Raw genomic sequence first — 19,044 nt, 5'->3', positions numbered from 1 at the left:
TAAAGCTGCCAGACAGCATACACTTAAGCCGTTAAGTCGTTTAACGCTGCCTCATATGCCTTAATTTTTGCTTGTGTTGCTTCTAGTGAATCAGCGACCACACCAATATAGAACTTGATTTTTGGTTCTGTACCTGATGGTCTAACGGCAATCCATGTTTCATCTGCCAGATAGTATTTCAATACATTTGATTTGTCCATGCCTAAGGCTTCAGTAGTACCGTCAGCAAACTGGCGCGTATCTTGTAGGTAGTCCTCAGTTCCAACAACTGCTTGGTCAGCGATTTCACTTAAACCTTCCCCACGCAAATTATTTAGGATGGCTTCAATTTTCGCTGCACCCTCTTGACCTGGTAAGCTTACAGAAATTGTTTTTTCTTGGTAGGTACCGTATTCAGCGAACAAGTCTTGTAAGCCGTCATAAGCTGTTTTACCTTGTTTCTTGTAGAAAGCGGCTACTTCAGCTAATAATAAAGTCGCTTGAACGGCGTCTTTATCACGAACGAAGGCTTTCACTAAATATCCGTAACTTTCTTCGAAACCGAATAGGAAAGTCTTGCTAGCATCAGCTTCATAGTTTTTGATCTTTTCCGCAATAAATTTGAATCCAGTTAATACGTCAACTGTTTCAACGCCAAATGATTTGGCAATCGTTGTTGGCATTTCACTTGATACGATGGATTTTAAAATCACACCGTTATCAGGTAATGTACCTGTATTTTTCTTAGCGGTTAAAATGTAATGCGTCATTAAAGCAGCAATTTGGTTACCAGTAATCACTTGGTAGTCACCATTTGGCAATTTCACAGCTGCACCCATGCGGTCAGCATCCGGGTCAGTCGCGATTAAGATATCCGCGTTATTGTCCTTACCATACTTTTCAGCCACTTCAAAGGCTCCCGCTTCTTCAGGGTTTGGTGATTTAACCGTTGAAAAATCAGCATCCGGCTCTTTTTGCTCAGCCACATAGGTGACATTGGTAAACCCAGCGTCAGCTAAAGTCCGTTCCACCAACATTTGACCCGTACCATGTAACGGTGTATAAACGATAGATACTTGGTCAGCCATCTCATCAATCACAGCTTGGTCCACTACAACAGCCTTCATATTGTCTAAGTATTTTTGGTCAATTTCTTCACCAATAATCGTAATTGTGCCCTCAGCCTTAAGCGCTGCTTCATCGCCCACTTCAACAGTTAATGGGTTTTCAACCGCACGTACATTGGCCGTTACAGCATCCGCGTCCAATGGTGGCATTTGTCCACCATCTTCACCGTACACCTTGTAGCCGTTGTAGTCAGCTGGGTTGTGAGAAGCTGTGATCATAATTCCCGCAAAGGCATTTAATTCACGAACTGCAAATGACAATTCAGGCGTTGGGCGTAATGCTTCAAATACGTAAGATTTAATCCCGTGTGCCCCTAAAGTTTTCGCCGATTCCATAGCAAATTCAGGCGACATGTGACGAGAATCGTAAGCAATCGCCACCCCGCGGTCCTTCGCATCTTGACCATAATCTTCTAGTAAGTTAGCCAATCCTTCAGTCGCTTGACGAATGGTATAAATATTCATCCGATTAATGCCGGCACCTAAAATACCGCGCATACCAGCTGTACCAAAACTCAATGGTTGATAAAAAGCATCTTCAAGCAATTTTTCGTCAGCTTCAATAGACGCCAAATCCTCTTTCAAAGCACCGTCTAAGTTCTCAAAATTACGCCATTGTAAGTAAGTTTCTTTCCAGTTCATCATGTAGCCTCCCTAATTTTAAAAGCGATAACATCTTAACCTTATTGTATCAAATTTTATAAAAAAAGATATATCAAAGACAAGCTGATTGGCAATTTCATATAGGGTGCTAGTTTAAATGAAGATTCGTCCTTTTTCAATCAAAAAGGAGGTAGACCAAAGCCTACCCCCTTCAAGCTAACGCACATCCACCTTGCTTTAGCTGTTTTATATGATATTTAGAACTAGTCGTTTAGTGTTTCAATGTAATTGAAGGCTTCTTGACCACCAATGGCACCGTCACCGACTGCTGTTGAAATTTGGCGCAATTTCTTTTGACGAACGTCACCAATGGCGAAGATACCAGAAATATTTGTTTGCATATCTTCATCTGTGATGACCCAACCTTCTTCATCTGTGATGTTTAAATCAGCAAATGCTTCGGTATTTGGAATCAAACCAACATAAATGAAGACACCATCTGTATCCACGTCAGTGATTTCACCAGTTTTCACGTTTTCAACGACTAAACCAGTGACTTTCATGTCGTCTCCTTTGATTTCTTTGACAACTGTATCCCAGGTGAAATCAACCTTATCGTTAGACATAGCACGGTCTTGTAAGATTTTTTGAGCCCGTAATTCGTCACGACGGTGAACGATATTCACGTTTTTACCAAATTGCGTTAAGTAAGTCCCTTCTTCAACAGCTGAGTCACCCCCACCAATTACACGAAGGTCTTTATCACGGAAGAAAGCCCCGTCACAAACCGCACAGTAAGATACACCGCGTCCTGAGTATTTATCTTCACCTGGCACACCCAATTTACGGTGAACAGAACCAGTTGCGATAATAATCGCTTTAGCTTGGTAAGTTTTACCCATATCTGTTTCTAGTAAATGTGCGCCTTCATTCGGCGTTACTTTAGTGACCGTCCCAAATTCGTGGACCACACCAAATTGCATTGCCCCTTCGTACATTTCATTGGCCAAGTCTGGTCCTTGAATGTTTTTGAAACCAGGGTAATTTTCGACATCCGCTGTATTGACCAATTCGCCCCCAGGGATTCCACGTTCTAATAATGCTACGGACAAGTTAGCCCGTGATGCGTATAAGGCAGCAGTCATACCCGCTGGTCCTGCACCAACCACAACTACATCAAATTTTTGAATTTCTTCTGCCAAATTGTACACATCCTTTCTTGTAATTTTTCATTTTTATAATCAATTGCTTTTCTTAACATCGTTTACCATTCTAACACGATTTAAGGGAAAAAGATTGCAACTAGCTCAAGCTAATTACAATCTTTCACAAAAACTCTCTAATGAATTAAAGTTCATCTTCGATGGATAGTAAGTACTCTTTCAAACCTTCTTTGATATCGTCTTGTTCAAGACCATATTCAATGCTTGTTTGCATGTAGCCCAATTTATTCCCAACATCATAACGACGACCAGTAAACTCATACGCAAACACGCGTTGCGTTTTGTTTAAACGGTCAATGGCATCTGTTAATTGGATTTCGTTACCAGCACCCTCACCTTGTGTTTCCAACAAGTCAAAGATTTCTGGTGTTAACAAGTAACGACCGATAATCGCCAAGTTTGATGGCGCATCTTCTGGTTTTGGTTTTTCAACGAATTGTTTTACATTGTAGATTTTTTCAGAGAATTGCGCTTCAGGATCGATTACCCCGTATTTATCTGTATCTTCATGTGGTACAGGCATTACCGCAATGTTAGACGCTTTTGTGACATCATAAGCGTCAATCAATTGTTTCGTTAATGGCACTTCGTCAACCATCAAGTCATCCCCAAGCATTACGACAAAAGGCTCGTCACCAACAAAGGCTTTTGCTTGTAATACCGCGTCTCCTAACCCTTTTGGATAAGATTGACGTTTGAAGAATAGGTTTAAACCAACCGTTTCCCCGATGATTTCAAGCAAGTCATCACGGCCCTTATCAGCCAAGTTAGACTCTAACTCCACATTTGAGTCAAAGTGGTCTTCGATTGGTCGTTTACTTTTTCCAGTAACAATTAGAATATCTTCAATTCCTGAAGCCAAGGCCTCTTCTACGATAAATTGAATCGTTGGTTTATTAACAATCGGCAACATCTCTTTCGCCATCGCCTTTGTTGCAGGTAAGAACCGTGTACCTAGCCCTGCTGCAGGAATAATCGCTTTTCTTACTTTCGCCATGAATGAATCCTCCATTTATCTACTAAATTTTCTAACTTCATTATAACTCAAATTGCCCTTAAAAAATATCCTTCAAGTCATCTTCAAATTGCAATTCACCTTTGCGTTCTCTAGCCATTAAAGTGGCAATCACATCTTGAATAGTAGACTCACCTTGAATCACCTTGTAAATTGCTTGGGTAATCGGCATATCAACGCCCTCTTCCTGGGCCAATTCATAGGCTGAAACAGCTGTCGCAAACCCTTCAACAACCATACCCATGTGGTCTTCAACATCTTTAACCGCTTGACCTTGACCAACTTGTTGACCCGCCCGCCAGTTTCTTGAGTGGACACTGGTGGCAGTAACAATCAAGTCACCGACAGCTGAAAGGCCCATAAAGGTTAGTGGATCAGCCCCCATGGCCACTCCTAACCGGGTAATTTCAGCAAGCCCTCGGCTGATTAAAGCCGCCTTGGCATTGTCCCCATAACCTGCACCTACTAAGGCACCAGCACCTAGTGCGATAATGTTTTTCAATGATCCTGCCAGTTCAACCCCGATGATATCCGGATTGGTATAAACCCTAAAGTAGTCATTCATGAATACTTCTTGGACTAGGTGGCAGGCCTCGTCATCAATTGAAGCCGCTGTTATGGCCGTAATATCATGTTTGACCACCTCTTCTGCGTGACTTGGTCCGGATAAAACCACCACACGCGCTTGGCCGATTGGCTGGAAGACTTCCGTTAGAATCTCAGAAATCCGCAAGTGAGTGCCCTGCTCTAATCCCTTAGCCGCGTGCATAATGACCGGTAATTCGTGCACATTTTTCTCCTGCAAGATAGCAACCACCTGGCTTGCTACCTGCCGTATGGCCTTGGTGGGCACGACAAAGTTGATTAAGTCTGCCTGGTCCAAGGCTAGGGCCATATCATTTGTTGCAATAATATTCTTCGGCAACACTAGATCAGGTAAATAATGGTCATTTTTCCCAGTGGTTTGAATCTCACGAGCCTGGTCTGGATTATGGGTCCATAAGGTCACCTGATGGCCATTTTCTGCAAGGACCATGGCAAGTGCTGTTCCCCATGAGCCAGCGCCTAGTACGGCAATATTTTTGGACGTCACGTCATCACTTCTCCATTCTATGGGCATATTTTCTATTTACTTGATTTGTAAGCTGGACCATTGTGTTCAGAGTAGTATTCATAATACTTGTCGTTCATGCGGCGTGCGGCAAAAATCAATAATGCGCCGATGAATAAGACGGCGGATAATACTTGGCTGACACGGAAAGGTCCCCACCACAAGCTGTCTGTCCGCAACCCTTCGATGAAGAAGCGGCCAAATGAATACCAGATCAGATAAAGTAAGGTGGTGTCCCCAATACGCAAGGTTTTATTACGTGAACGGACGAATAATAGGACGGCAACCCCAAGGATATTCCAGACTGACTCGTACAGGAAAGTTGGATGGTAGTAAGCCCCATCGATGTGCATACCGTCTACAATAAATTGCGGTAAATGTAAGGTATCTTGTAGGAATTCTAAGGTCACTTCCCCACCATGGGCTTCTTGGTTAACGAAATTACCCCAACGACCAATGGCTTGCGCTAGTAATAGGTAAGGTGCTACGGTATCCGTTACAAATAAAGGATCCATTTTCTTCGATTTAGCGTAGAAGTACAAGGTTAAACCTCCGGCGATGACACCACCATAAATGGCAATCCCACCGTTCCAAATTTGTAGGATTTCGCCTGGATTTTGTAGATAGTAGTCCAATTCAAATAGGACGTAGTAGACGCGCGCGCCGATAAAACCGATTAGAATGGTCCATACAGCTGCGTCTAAAATAAATTCTTCATCCCAACCCTTACGACGAAAATCTCTTGAAGCAAATGTAAGGGCTAGTAAAATAGCAGCCCCGATAAAAATCCCGTACCAACGGATTGGCCAACCGAATATGTCAAAAGCGACTGGATCTATTGCAGCTATATTCATCATTTTGTTCTTTCTCTCCTTTTGTTAATGGCAGTTGTTCATCCCTTTTACTATTTATTGTCACAGTATAGGGCTTTTATAATTTGTTTTTGTCGATAAGTGTCGTTAAACGGTCATTAAACATTTGTGCAGCGTCAAAGCCCATTGATTTGGCTCTAAAGTTGATAGCTGCTACCTCGATAATACTTGAAATGTTCCGTCCAGTTTGGACAGGAATGGTAATTTTAGGGATTGCCACCTCTAAAATTTGTTCACGCTCTTCCGCAGTACCCAGGCGGTCAAACTTCGCATCCTTCTTCAAGTCTTTCAAGTCGATAATCAGGTTTAGCTGTTGTTCTTTACGGACTGCACCCGCCCCGTAAAGTGTCATCACGTCAATAATCCCAAGTCCGCGAATTTCCATGACATTCCGTAGAATTTCAGGGGCTTCGCCCATGATGGTGGTATCGTCGCGCTGATAGAAGTCAACCCGGTCGTCAGCAACCAGGCGGTGACCACCTTTTACAAGTTCTAAAGCGGTTTCTGATTTACCTACACCAGAGTGGCCAGTAATCATAATACCCAGCCCATATACATCCACAAATACCCCATGTTTTGAAATCCGCTCTGCTAAGTGCGCATGCAACATTTCCGCTAAGTTACTAGACAGACGGGTCGTCGTTGTTGTTGAAATTAATACAGGAATATGATTTTCTTCAGCAGCTTGAATCACTTCATATTCCGGTTGTAAACCTCTAGAGAAAATAAAGAATGGTGTATCTTCTTTGGAGAGACGGCGCATAATTAACAAACGCTCATCCGAAGTCATTCTAGACAAATATGTATGCTCTGCACGTCCAAACAATTGGACACGCTCAGAAGGATAGTAGTTAAAATAGCCGGTAATTTCCAAACCAGGTCTTGAAATATCACTGGTAATGATCTCGCGGTCTAAATAATCTGCACCACAAATAACCTCAAAATCAAATTTTTCGACTAAATCTTTCACGGTTACCTTTTTCATATACGGTTTCCTTTCTTAACAAGTCACTTTGCCCCTATTTTACCATACTAGACCCATATGGACAGTTGGATAAGTGGTAATTTGTGAAAAAGAAAAATCCGCTCGTCAATCTGGCATTCAGATCAACAAGCGGATTAGGATTTAAAAATATAGATTCGACTGCGTCGGCTCTCGCACCCTAGTCGGGTTCGAGCCTCCAGCCAGGACTGCATTTCAGCTTAAGTTGTAGCTGACTTCGCCATTTACTGCCTTAAACTTCCACCGTTACGAGTCTAAGCGACATTTTTCACATCCTTCATTATTTCCCGGCTTCGATAAATTTCTCAAAGAACCAATGGTACATCGAGAACAAGAAGGCTGCGGCGATTGCGTAAAAGAAGTTTGCGAATACAAAGGATGTTGGGAAGAACAATCCTACGATAATAAACATAAAGCCATTTACGACTAATCTAAACAAGCCGAATGTTAGGATATTTAATGGTAATGCCAACAAGTTTACGATAGGACGAATAATTGAGTTCACAATACTCAATACGATAGCTACTAAGATTGCTGACCAAAAATCTGCCACATATACATTCGGGTCAAGAATCCATGAAATAGCCATCAAGCCCAAAGCATCAATCAGTGTTGCTAAAATAAATCGTCTCATAATTAAAAATCACGCCAACTTTCTTCCTCATCAAGAGTATCTTTTGAATCTTTATTATAGATAGATTCATTATAGTCGTCTTGATCTTCAGCATCAAATAATTTAGTCTGACGGTATTCGTCACGGTCCTGTCTGTCTACACGTGTACGACCTTCATCCCTTGGTAAAATCAATGCTAACAATAGATAAACCAGTAACCCAGCTCCGCCAGAAAGTGTGACGAAGACAAAGATTATACGGATAATCGTTGGGTCAATTTCAAAGTACTCAGCGATCCCGGCACAAACACCATCTAGTTTTACGTCATTACGTGATTTTGTTAATTTCTTAGCCATTCTATTCACTCCTACCTTCTTAGTGGCTTCTGTTTGGCATTACAAAAATTAAAATAATGTAGATTAGCCAAACTGGAAACTGTGCCAAACTTAATAATACTGCGATGATACGGACTAAATTACCAGAAATACCGAAGTATTCACCAATACCACCACATACCCCAAATAAGTAACTATCTTTTCTTGACTTCATTAATCTCCCTGACATATTAAATCTCTCCTCTACGCATATCAGCATCATCTTTCACACGAATATTACCACGCATTGTCTTCAAGTTTACTCGATAAGCCTTTTCTCCAGCTACATCATAGTAAAATGCTTTTTGTTTGTTAAATTGATCGTTCACTTGTGATTGACTCTTAATCAAATCTGATCGGAACATAATTTCACCTTGGTTGGTGTGGGCTACCCCATCAACCGCTGTACCTGCTGGCATATTCAATTTAATATCGCCATTTTTTGTTTCTACTTGGGCACGAACTAAAGGTTTTGCATCCATTGTAATCACGATGTCCCCATTTAAGGTTTCCATTAATACATTTTCTACGTGACCTTTCAATCGTTGGCTACCATTCAATGATTTCACCACTAAATCCAAGGCTTCCACATCGTTTAAGGTTAATTGACCATTTTTCGTATCCACTTCAATCATTGAAGCTGTAAAGTTTTCGATACTAATCGCGCCGTCAACTGTTTGGATGTAGATATCATTCGTATCCATATCTTCAACCGTTACAGGGCCAGAAATTGTTCTCGCTTTAATAAAATCTAAGCGGTCTTTTGGCACTTGTACCACAATATCTGTCTTGATAAAACGAGAAATCATATTCAAGCTTAAGGCCCCGTCAACAAATTCTAGGTTTGCTCTTTTTTCAAAGGCAGTTTGCGCATCTTTCTCCTCGTAATCGCCGTATAATTTACCAACGACTGTTAATTTCGTAGTTGGTTGGTCCCAAGATGTTAACTCAATTTGACCAGCCGCAATTTGAATATCCACCATTGATAATGGTTCAGTGTATTCATAGGTCGCTTCAAAATCATGGGTAATCAATTTAGGAATTGGAATTGATCCGCTACCCTTTTCAAATTTCACGGTTTTTGATACCTTATCTTGCACTTGGTCTAAAACTGACCGTGTTTTAGTGAAGAAGTCGCCAACGATATTTTTGTAGTCGTACGCACCTGCTTCAGTTTCTTCTTCAATCGGTTCGCGTCCGTCAACATTTGAATCTGTTTGTGCCTTCGCTCTTGATGGTCTTGGATTTTCCGCATCGATTTGAATAATATCTTCTTTCAGTTGGTGGATTTGCTCCGTCAATTGGTTGATTTCTTCAGTCAAACGGTCAATTTCAATATAAGTCACTTCAGATTTTTCTTCTTGGTTAACCAAATTTTGACGCTCAGTTAACTTGCTTGCGAGTGACGCTTCCAAGTCTTTTTGAATAGCCACTTTTTGTGTACGCCCAGTAATATCATCTTGATTTATCGCTTGGTCATTTTCCCAATCAGCATAAAAGTCATCTAAGATATCTTTTTCTTCCTCAACTTGCGTTTGTGTTGTAGGGTTTGATTCAGCTTGGTTCGCTCTATTTTCTAATAAGATAATCGCTTCTTCGTTTGTTAAAATGCCTTCTTTAACTAAGTTTAAAATACGTTCTTTATGATTCGTCATTGTGACAACCTCCTAGTTGTTTAGCTTTCCTTTGTTATCTATATTCTGCCAACTTTGGAGGTAAATGTCATAGGTCTATGGACCTAATTTCACAATTGTTTGATTTTAGCCCTATTGAACCCCTGTAAAAAAGGCTTTGGACCCGCCGTTGCTGGCGGACACTTGTAAGTGGACTGGAATTTGTTGTTTCAATTCAGCCACGTGAGAAATAATCCCAACAATACGGCCGCTCGCTTGTTGCAATTCAGTCAAAGTTTCAATCGCTTGTTGCAAGGATTCTTGGTCCAAGGTACCAAAACCTTCGTCAATAAAGAGCGTGCCAATTTCAATACCACCGGCATCATTTTGAATCACGTCAGACAGACCAAGGGCCAAGGCTAAGGAAGCTTTAAAGCCTTCTCCACCAGATAGGGATTGGACCGACCGCTCCCCACCAGCTTGGTAGTCGAAGACAGCTAGGTCAAGTCCTTTAGCCCCTGCACCAGACTGTCCTTCGACAATCCGTCTAAATTCATACCGCATTTGAGTCATGGCCATCAAACGTTCATTAGCATATTGGAGAATTTCATCAAAATACAAACCTAAAATATAGCGCTCAAAGGAAATATAGCCATAAGCCTTCTCTTTCCCATTGGCTACCTTGTTTAAGAGCGATAGTTCCCCGAAATGGCGCCCTTTTTCTTGGTAGGATGCGAAACTATCCTTAAATAGGTAAATAGCATGGTCTAATTGGGCTTTTATTGAAATCACTTGATCTTTTATAGCTTTAAATTCAGCTAATTTAACCCGTTCTTGGTCAATTTCCGCTTGGTAAGTCTCGGCATTTTCATCTAAGCCAGCTGTTTCAATTTCTTTTTGATTTGTTGCTTTATTTTCATTAAAGGCATAAACCTCATTATCAAATCGCTGAATTTCACTTTCAATAGCTGCCCAATTCTTTTGACTTTCATGGATTTGACGGATGTCTTCCTGACTTTCTTGACGGTCGGCCATCACCTCATCCAAAGCAGTTTGATCAGCTTCTAATTCTACTTGCCCTTGCTTGATTTGATCTTTATATCCTGCAATCTGTGTGGTTAGCTGAGCAACTTCTTGCTGGTGCTTATCTAATTGAGTCTTCAACTCTTGGTCTTTAGTTGTAATTTCCGCTAAGGTCTTGTTTTTTGCCTGGTATTCAGCTGTGACAACAGCTTTTGAATTGCCAACTAATTGACCTTTTAATTGGTCGATTTCTTTTCGCAATTCTTCAACAGCGCTTTGGTTGGACGCTGTTTGCCCTTTAAGAGTTGACGCCTCGATTTGCATATTATTCAAAGTCGCCTTCGCTTCATCCACTTGCTTCGTCAATTCATTTATTTGTTTGTCCAAATCTTGCTTGGTCTGGCATAACTTATCTAAATGAGACTTGCTTTGTTGAATGTCTTCAGCTTCCTTATCTAGATGAATCCGCCATACTTCAAGTTTTTCATAATTACTCGTCGCATCCGTCGCTATGCCCTCAATAGCTTGGTCAGCTATTATTCGGTCAAACGTCCCTTGAATGGCAGATAGACGCTCTGATTTACTTGAATAAGATTGGAAAGCTGTTTGCGCAGCATCCACCCCTGCCTCAACCATTTCTTTTGTCACTGCATCCTCTTGCATAGTAGCTGGCGTTGGATGATGAATAGATCCACAAACTAAACAAGGTTGACCTTCAACCAATTGACTGGCTAATTCTCCTGCCAGATTTTGGCTATAAGCCAATTCCAAACGATTTCGCTCGTCGACTTTTGCTTGATAGACTTTCTGGTCTGCTTCTACTTGAACAGTAAGGTCTGCAATCTGTTGGTTAGTTTTCACCATGTCCTGATAATTTTTTTCCAATAAATTATATTGATAGATTTTTTGATCAACTAAGACTTGTTGTTGGTTGATATCCCCTACTTGTGCTAGCTCTGCTTGCAGTTTTTTCAGAGATGCTTGCCCAGCTTCGAACGCTTTTTCCTGGTCTTGAGTCTGACTGGTTAATTTTGTCGCTTGTTCAACCAAACTTTGGCCGTAAACCACCTGCTTGGTCAGACTACCTTCTTGCATTAAATAGTTATCCCATTTATTTTCTTGAATAGCCAAGTCTTGCAATTCTGACCGCAAGCTATCTACTCGTTGAATCTGGTCTTGCCATTCATCTTGCTCTGCTTTAACAGTTTGTAAACGACCATTCGCTTCTTGTAATAAGCTCGTTTTCTCATTCACCAGTTTTTGTAATTGCCCCTGTTTGTGCGCTTGTTTTTGAATTTGTTGGATCAACTGGTAAGCATTTTGTGTTTCACGGTACTGTTTCAAAGACTTTCGTTCACTAGTAATGGTCGCTTCACGTTCTTTGATGGAAGCTTCTTGGTGATGTAATTTATCCTGTCTAGCTAAAAGCTTAATAAAGCCTTCTAGCTGTTGAATAGTAGACTCAAAACCAGTGATTTGTTGACTTAAATCAGCATTCTTTTGGTCCAAGTCAGCTACTTTAGTTCCAGCCCATTCAGAAAGATTTTGATAGTCCTCTTGATCTACCCAATTTTGAACCCGGTCTTTTTCTGTCAAGCTCTTGTCAGCCGTATCGACCTCTTCATCACCATTCTCCTCGATTGCTATCACTTCATTATCCGCAAACGTCACAAATGACTGGCTATGTTGGTCTACCTGTTTTTTCAAGGTGCCCACTTCTTGATTAGCTTGCTTAAACCGTTCAGCAATGGCTTGTTGGAACCGGTCTAAATAATCAGTGTGGAATATGGTCCGTAAAATGGCTTCCTTTTCGCCCGAGCTAGCTTCCAAGAGTTTTTTAAACTCACCTTGTGGCAACATGACAATTTGTCTAAATTGATCTGCTGACAAACCAAGTACTTCAACTAACTTACTATCCACTTCTTGCGTTTTATTTAGTGAAAAATCTTCCCCTTCTAAGGTTACTTCCGCATTTTGCTCTCGAATTAAGCCCCTTTTTGTCGGCCGTTTTTGCTTGGGAATCCGTTCCACCGTAAAGGTTTTCCCGTGAATCATAAAGGTTAACCGTACATAAGCAATACTTTCATCTTCAGCTAACTGCGACTTTAATTCATTAATATCACGCGATGAACCAGAAGTCTTTCCGTATAAGGCGTAAACAATGGCATCAAAAATGGTCGTTTTACCAGCACCAGTGGACCCTGAAATCAAGAATAAGTTCTGGTCGCCTAGGTCTGTAAAGTTTAGGCTCGTTTTTTCTTTATAAGGTCCAAAAGCCTGCAATTCAAGTTTAATAGGTCTCACTATGCATTATCCTCCTTTAGGGTTGATTGGAAAATATCACGGACAATTTCCGCTTGGAATGCTGATAATTCTTGGTCTGTATTATTTTGATAAAATTGGGCAAACTGGTCCCATACAGGTGTTGCTTGCACTTCGTGACGTTTGGTTTTCAAGTCTTGTCGCTGCCTATTTTCTAAAGCTACATATTCTAAGCTCATAGCATTTGGGTACCGTTTCTTCAAGCGATTCATAGCTTCATGCTGAGCATAGGCATCCGTTAGTTCAAAGAAGATATAGTCATCTGATTGTCCTTGTAACAAATCTTCAAATTGTCCGCGAATAACCCGCATATCCTTATCAGGCTTTAATTCATGCTTCACAACTTCAATAGTGTCTGCCTTTTTATCCAAGTCAATCGCTAAAAAGCCCTTATGATGATGAACTTCTGACTTAGAAAACTTCAAGGGTGAACCTGAATAACGAATTCGCGGACTACCTACTTGTTGCGGTCCGTGTAAATGACCAAGCGCTACATAATCAAAACCATCAAAGACAGTATGGGGTACATATTCACTAGTACCAATGGATAAGGGACGTTCTGAATCGGATTTTTCTAAGTCTTCCCCTGCCCCTTCAATGGCCCCAGCTGTTACATAACCATGGTAAAGGATGATGTTGACCCGACTAGGATCCCATTTGTCCTTAATTCGCGCTACCTGTACCTTAGTAGCATCCTCAATACTACGGATAGTTTCTTCAGGATACAGGCGTTTAATCGTAAGATAATCGCTAAATGGTAATAGATACACATCTGCGACCCCAACTTCAACCTTTTGAATCTCGGTGCTAGGGACACCAGCCATGTGTAATCCTTGTCCTGACAGTAAACCTGCAGCATAACCTACACGTTCACCTGAATCATGGTTTCCAGCGATAATACAAATAGGACAAGCTAGTTCTTGTGACATTTTTGTTAGCGTTTCATTGACTAACTGAACCGTTTCACCACTAGGTAAAGTCCGGTCATATAAATCACCTGCCATAATCACCAAATCAGGCTTTAAAGCGACGGTTTGTTCAAGCCAGTCATCTAATATAGCACGTTGGTCTGCTATTAGAGAGTGGTTATTGACCACTTTTCCGATATGCCAATCCGCTGTATGTACAATTTTCACTACTATCCCACTTCCTTCTCATAATCTTTCATTTTAAAGAAAAACACTATGCTTCAAGATGAATGTAATATTTATCGTGGTTCTTTTACAAATAGTGTTGGTAAATAATTTTAAAGCACACGAATACGTTTTTTAGTTTTTAATAATAATTAAGAAATCAATAAAGTTAAATGCCATGCACGCTGTGATGTGTTTGGCTTTTTTCTTGCCTTTAGGCAAGGGAAGTGACCAATGGGATAACATTTCTAACAAATGGTGTTTTGTCCTTCAGTGTACGTTCCTTAAAAGCCGTGGCACCAGCGAGAGCCAAGGTCTCTCTGCTTTGAAATCGAGCCTTAGTCTCGATTTCATGCTTGTTCACGGCTAAGGACGTACACTTTCAGTCCTCTTTATTCAAAAATATACCACTATCCCTGGGTTAGCTTGCCATCCCATCAAATGTATAAGGTTTAGGATTGGATGGTTTGTAATTTAATTTGAATTGGACTAAAATTCTTGCACGTAAATGATGGAAGTTCGAATATCCAAAACCTGTTCGTTTAATTAATTTAATTTTATTATTAATACCTTCGGTAGGACCATTTGATACAGTATATTTTAAAGCGTTATGTATATAAGGCAAGAATTTGGCTAATGTTCTGATAGTTCTTCTCGTACGACTTGGCAAAGTTTGGTTCTTAGTCCCACGTAGGATTTCATTGAAAATATTGATATCATGAGTTGAAATGGCATATTTTAGTTCATTCATCAGGGTATAAGTAACTAAAAGTTCGTGTGAGATACTCAAAAGATAATCAACAATACGTTGTTCTGATATCGCTTCACCAAATTGACGAACATAATGTGTATCCGTGAAATTTAAATCTTCAGCGTTCTTTAACAACAATTTCCATTGTTTTTTGAGTTTATTGTAGTCCGATGGACGGCTTGTTTTGATAGCATTCATCACTTTAATACGAATAGAATTGATTGTTTCATTCAACAGCTTTACTATATGGAATCGATCAACGACAATCTTCGCATTAGGGAAACATGTGCGGATGACCTCTAGATAAGGTGTATATAAATCAATCGAAACTGTCTTCACGCTGCTTCGAGCAGTCCAGGTAAAAGAAGAAAAGTAATCGATGAGCGACGCTTGTTTTCTATCAACGACAATATCAATTAGCCTTCTATTATGCGTGTCCACAAGGACAGCACTCATCGCATTGGCTACACGATTAGTCGATTTAAACTCATCTACACCGAGGTGATTCGGGAGATAATTTCCCTTAGGTGATAGTCCCATACTTGCTTTCATTAAAGTTCTGGCCACTGTTGGAGAAGAGACATGATAACGTTTAGCGATTAACCGCATAGATTGCGTTTCAACCAATTCGGAGCTAATTTGACTTTTAATGGTTTTAGAAATACAGCAAAATTTTTCAACTAATGGTGTTTCAGCGATAAAAGTTTGTGCACAATGTTTACAATAAAAGCGTTGCTTCTGTAATTTAAGTAAAACAGGATTAGTAGCTGTGTTCGGTAATCGAATGATAGCTGGTTTAAAGCCATGTTTGATGATATCTCGATTACCAGTATTCTTTACACCACAGTGCATACAAGCCTTAGGCTTGTACGTAAGAACCCCATGTAAAACGAAATGATTTATTTCATGATACTTTTCAAGTGGCAACAGATGCATAGATTTTGGTATTGTAATATCAATATTATTGTCGTAAATACCGCAAAGTTGTTTTATAATAGATGTATGGGACATGATTTTCCCTTCTTTCTGTATTCGTAGTGGTTTACACGCATTAAGGATATCATGTCCTTTTTGCGTACACAAAAATAGTGTCAATGAGATTCAATATGAATTCTCACCAACACTATTTATTATAGAACCTTTATCGTGAGCATAGTGTTTTTCTACTTTATTCTATTTTTTCAACAATGGTTTCAAGTATTTACCTGTGTATGAGCCTTTCACTTTAGCAACCTCTTCAGGTGTACCAGAAGCAACAATCGTGCCACCTTGAGCACCACCTTCAGGGCCAATATCCACAATATAGTCTGCTGTTTTAATCACTTCTAAATTGTGTTCAATCACGACAATCGTGTTACCAGCATCTACTAAACGTTGTAAAACGCCAATTAATCGCTTGATATCTTCAGTATGTAGACCGGTAGTTGGTTCATCTAAAACATATAAGGTGTTACCAGTTGCTACACGTTGTAACTCAGAGGCCAATTTCATCCGTTGCGCTTCCCCTCCTGATAGGGTTGGCGCTGGTTGACCTAATGTCACATAACCAAGACCTACATCGACGATCGCTTGTAATTTACGGCGAATTTTTGGTACTGCCGTAAAGAATTCTAAAGCTTCTTCAATACGCATGTCTAAAACTTCCGCGATATTTTTACCTTTATATTTCACTTGTAAAGTTTCGGAATTATAACGGGTACCATGACAAACTTCACATGGTACATATACATCAGGTAAGAAGTGCATTTCTACCTTCAAAATCCCGTCACCCTTACATGCTTCACAACGGCCGCCTTTTACATTAAATGAAAAGCGTCCTTTACCGTATCCACGCAATTTAGCTTCATTAGTTTGCGCAAAAAGATCACGAATATCATCGAATACAGAAGTATATGTTGCTGGGTTAGAACGTGGCGTACGACCAATCGGGCTTTGGTCAATATCAATAACCTTATCTAATGATTCAAAACCTGAAATTTCATCTACCTTACCATGAGGCATCTTTGCTTTATTTAGTTCACGTATCAGATACTTTTTCATGACCTCATTAATCAATGAAGATTTACCTGATCCAGAAACACCTGAAATCACATTTAGACGGCCAATTGGAATATCCACATCAACATTTTTCAAGTTGTTTTCACTAGCGCCCTTAATATGAATGGCCCCTCTATCCTCTTTACGTCTTTTTTCTGGTAGATCAATTTTTCGATCACCTTTTAGGTATTGTCCTGTGATAGAGTCTTTATTGTTTGCCACTTCATCTGGTGTACCTGCAGCCACGATTTCGCCACCATATTCACCAGCACCAGGTCCCATATCAATTAGATAATCTGCTTCACGCATAGTTTCTTCATCATGTTCAACGACAATCAAGGTGTTACCTAAATCACGCATACGTTTCAATGATTTAATCAGACGGTCATTGTCTCTTTGATGTAATCCAATTGAAGGTTCATCCAAGACATACATGATTCCAGAAAGGTTTGATCCAATTTGAGTAGCTAAACGAATACGTTGCGCTTCCCCACCTGATAAGGTTCCAGCCGAACGGTCTAAAGTTAGGTAGTTTAAGCCCACTTCTTCTAGGAAGTTTAACCGTGAGGCAATTTCTCGCATAATCGGTTGAGCAATCGTCGTATTTTGCTCAGATAAATCTAATTCACCAAAGAATTCGATTGTATCCACAATCGCTTTATGGGTTACTTCAGCAATATCTTGTCCCCCAATTTTTACTGACAAGGCTTGACGGTTTAAACGTTTACCGTGACATACAGGACACTCTAATTCAGTCATATATTGACCCATAGCTTCCCGCATAGCCTTAGATTGACTGGATTGATGACGGCGACGTACATTAGGAATAACCCCTTCAAATACCCGCATTTTATCTTGAACAGATCCGAATTCATTTTGATAATAGAAATGGAATTCTTCTTCGCCAGACCCATATAAAATCAGGTCTTGTTGTTCTTGTGTAAGTTCTTTAAAAGGTATATCCATTGGTACCCCAAAGGCGGTAGCTGCTTGTTCCAACATGGTTGGGTAGAAAGCAGAACCTTTTGAATCCCAAGGTACGATAGCCCCTTCTTTTAATGTTTTATTTTTATCTGGCACAATTAAATTAGGATCAGCTTCAATTTTTGAACCTAAACCAGTACACTCCTCACAAGCTCCATAAGGCGCATTAAATGAGAATAGACGGGGTTCTAATTCACCTACTGTAAATCCACAGTGGGGGCATGAATAATGCTCTGAAAAGAGAATTTCGTCCCCATCAATCAAATCACACACTGCATAACCATCGGCCAGTCTCAAGGCTGCTTCTAAGGAGTCTGCTAGACGACCTCTAATATCCTCTTTAATCACCAAACGGTCGATCACAATATCGATTTGGTGTTTTTTATTCTTATCTAATTCAGGTACATCATCAATGTCATAGATTTCGCCATCTATACGCACACGGACATATCCCTGTTTACGGATACCGTCGATGATCTTTTTATGTTGACCTTTTTTACCATAAACAACTGGAGATAGAATTTGCACTTTAGTCCGTTCAGGTAAACTTAAAATCCGGTCTAACATTTGGTCTAATGATTCACTTGTAATTTCTGTCCCATCATTTGGACAGATGGGTTGACCAACACGGGCATATAGTAAACGAAGATAGTCATTCACTTCAGTAATGGTCCCTACTGTTGATCGAGGGTTTCTTGAAGTCGTTTTTTGGTCAATTGAGATGGCTGGACTTAATCCTTCAATAGAATCTACATCTGGCTTCTCTGTGTTACCTAAGAATTGACGCGCAAAGGCCGATAGACTTTCTACATATCGTCTTTGACCTTCTGCATATAAGGTATCAAAGGCTAAAGTGCTTTTCCCAGATCCTGATAAACCAGTTACAACGACCATTTGATCGCGGGGAATATCAATATCAATATTTTTTAGATTATGGGAACGAGCGCCCCTTACTTTAATTAAATCTCTCAACCATGCCACTCCTTATTGTTATACCCTATTGTTGTACCTCATTACTAAACTTCGTTTAAAGTTTAGCAATCAATGATTATACCTTATCACTTATATCTACTTATCTATTATGACATAGTTCGCATTTGTTGCGAATAATTTGTCTCAAACACTCTTCTATTTTAACACAAACGTATGTTCGTTGCACAATATTCACCTTAGGATACCGGCAAAAATATTCTATTTGTAGCGAACCAAGCCTCGAAGAAAAGTCCCTACCCTCCACACTAGCTACCTAATTTGTGCATAG

14 protein-coding genes are annotated in these 19,044 nt (G+C 40.2%); all 14 read right to left on the bottom strand.

What is annotated here, in order from left to right; all coding sequences use genetic code 11:
* Positions 1 to 23 precede the first annotated feature (23 nt).
* Complete coding sequence (locus A6J77_RS05220; RefSeq protein WP_083068785.1) at positions 24 to 1,748, bottom strand: phospho-sugar mutase; 1,725 nt, start codon at positions 1,746 to 1,748, stop codon at positions 24 to 26.
* A 224-nt stretch (positions 1,749 to 1,972) separates the two neighbouring features.
* Positions 1,973 to 2,854, bottom strand: a complete 882-nt coding sequence (gene trxB / locus A6J77_RS05215) for a thioredoxin-disulfide reductase (protein WP_396122135.1) — start codon at positions 2,852 to 2,854, stop codon at positions 1,973 to 1,975.
* A 202-nt stretch (positions 2,855 to 3,056) separates the two neighbouring features.
* On the bottom strand, positions 3,057 to 3,929 hold the full coding sequence (gene galU / locus A6J77_RS05210) for a UTP--glucose-1-phosphate uridylyltransferase GalU (protein ID WP_016897951.1): 873 nt from the start codon (positions 3,927 to 3,929) through the stop codon (positions 3,057 to 3,059).
* 58 nt (positions 3,930 to 3,987) lie between these two features.
* A complete protein-coding gene (locus tag A6J77_RS05205; protein WP_083068781.1) occupies positions 3,988 to 5,067 on the bottom strand; it encodes an NAD(P)H-dependent glycerol-3-phosphate dehydrogenase in 1,080 nt (359 codons plus the stop codon).
* Positions 5,068 to 5,072: 5 nt separating this feature from the next.
* Entirely contained in the window at positions 5,073 to 5,915 is an 843-nt protein-coding gene (lgt, locus tag A6J77_RS05200) for a prolipoprotein diacylglyceryl transferase (protein WP_083068779.1), read from the bottom strand.
* Between the two features lie 73 nt (positions 5,916 to 5,988).
* A complete protein-coding gene (hprK, locus tag A6J77_RS05195; protein WP_083068777.1) occupies positions 5,989 to 6,915 on the bottom strand; it encodes an HPr(Ser) kinase/phosphatase in 927 nt (308 codons plus the stop codon).
* Between the two features lie 298 nt (positions 6,916 to 7,213).
* Complete coding sequence (locus A6J77_RS05190; protein ID WP_059133888.1) at positions 7,214 to 7,567, bottom strand: phage holin family protein; 354 nt, start codon at positions 7,565 to 7,567, stop codon at positions 7,214 to 7,216.
* A gap of 2 nt (positions 7,568 to 7,569) precedes the next feature.
* Positions 7,570 to 7,902, bottom strand: a complete 333-nt coding sequence (locus A6J77_RS05185; RefSeq protein WP_083068775.1) for a PspC domain-containing protein — start codon at positions 7,900 to 7,902, stop codon at positions 7,570 to 7,572.
* A 19-nt stretch (positions 7,903 to 7,921) separates the two neighbouring features.
* Entirely contained in the window at positions 7,922 to 8,110 is a 189-nt protein-coding gene (locus A6J77_RS05180) for a PspC domain-containing protein (protein ID WP_083068773.1), read from the bottom strand.
* A gap of 1 nt (position 8,111) precedes the next feature.
* Complete coding sequence (locus tag A6J77_RS05175; protein WP_083068771.1) at positions 8,112 to 9,575, bottom strand: DUF4097 family beta strand repeat-containing protein; 1,464 nt, start codon at positions 9,573 to 9,575, stop codon at positions 8,112 to 8,114.
* 111 nt (positions 9,576 to 9,686) lie between these two features.
* Entirely contained in the window at positions 9,687 to 12,860 is a 3,174-nt protein-coding gene (locus tag A6J77_RS05170) for an AAA family ATPase (RefSeq protein WP_083068769.1), read from the bottom strand.
* Positions 12,860 to 14,014, bottom strand: coding sequence for an exonuclease SbcCD subunit D (locus tag A6J77_RS05165; RefSeq protein WP_083068767.1), 1,155 nt, complete (start codon positions 14,012 to 14,014; stop codon positions 12,860 to 12,862). The genes A6J77_RS05170 and A6J77_RS05165 overlap by 1 nt, the downstream gene beginning before the upstream one ends.
* A 418-nt stretch (positions 14,015 to 14,432) precedes the next feature.
* On the bottom strand, positions 14,433 to 15,773 hold the full coding sequence (locus A6J77_RS05160) for an ISL3 family transposase (protein WP_083067782.1): 1,341 nt from the start codon (positions 15,771 to 15,773) through the stop codon (positions 14,433 to 14,435).
* 162 nt (positions 15,774 to 15,935) lie between these two features.
* Positions 15,936 to 18,755, bottom strand: a complete 2,820-nt coding sequence (uvrA, locus tag A6J77_RS05155; protein ID WP_083068765.1) for an excinuclease ABC subunit UvrA — start codon at positions 18,753 to 18,755, stop codon at positions 15,936 to 15,938.
* Positions 18,756 to 19,044 lie beyond the last annotated feature (289 nt).

Origin of the sequence: Aerococcus viridans (assembly GCF_002083135.2) — a bacterium.
In the GTDB taxonomy this organism is placed as follows: domain Bacteria; phylum Bacillota; class Bacilli; order Lactobacillales; family Aerococcaceae; genus Aerococcus; species Aerococcus viridans_C.
Note: the sequence above shows the minus strand (reverse complement) of the source record. Positions and strands in the feature narration are given on the sequence as shown.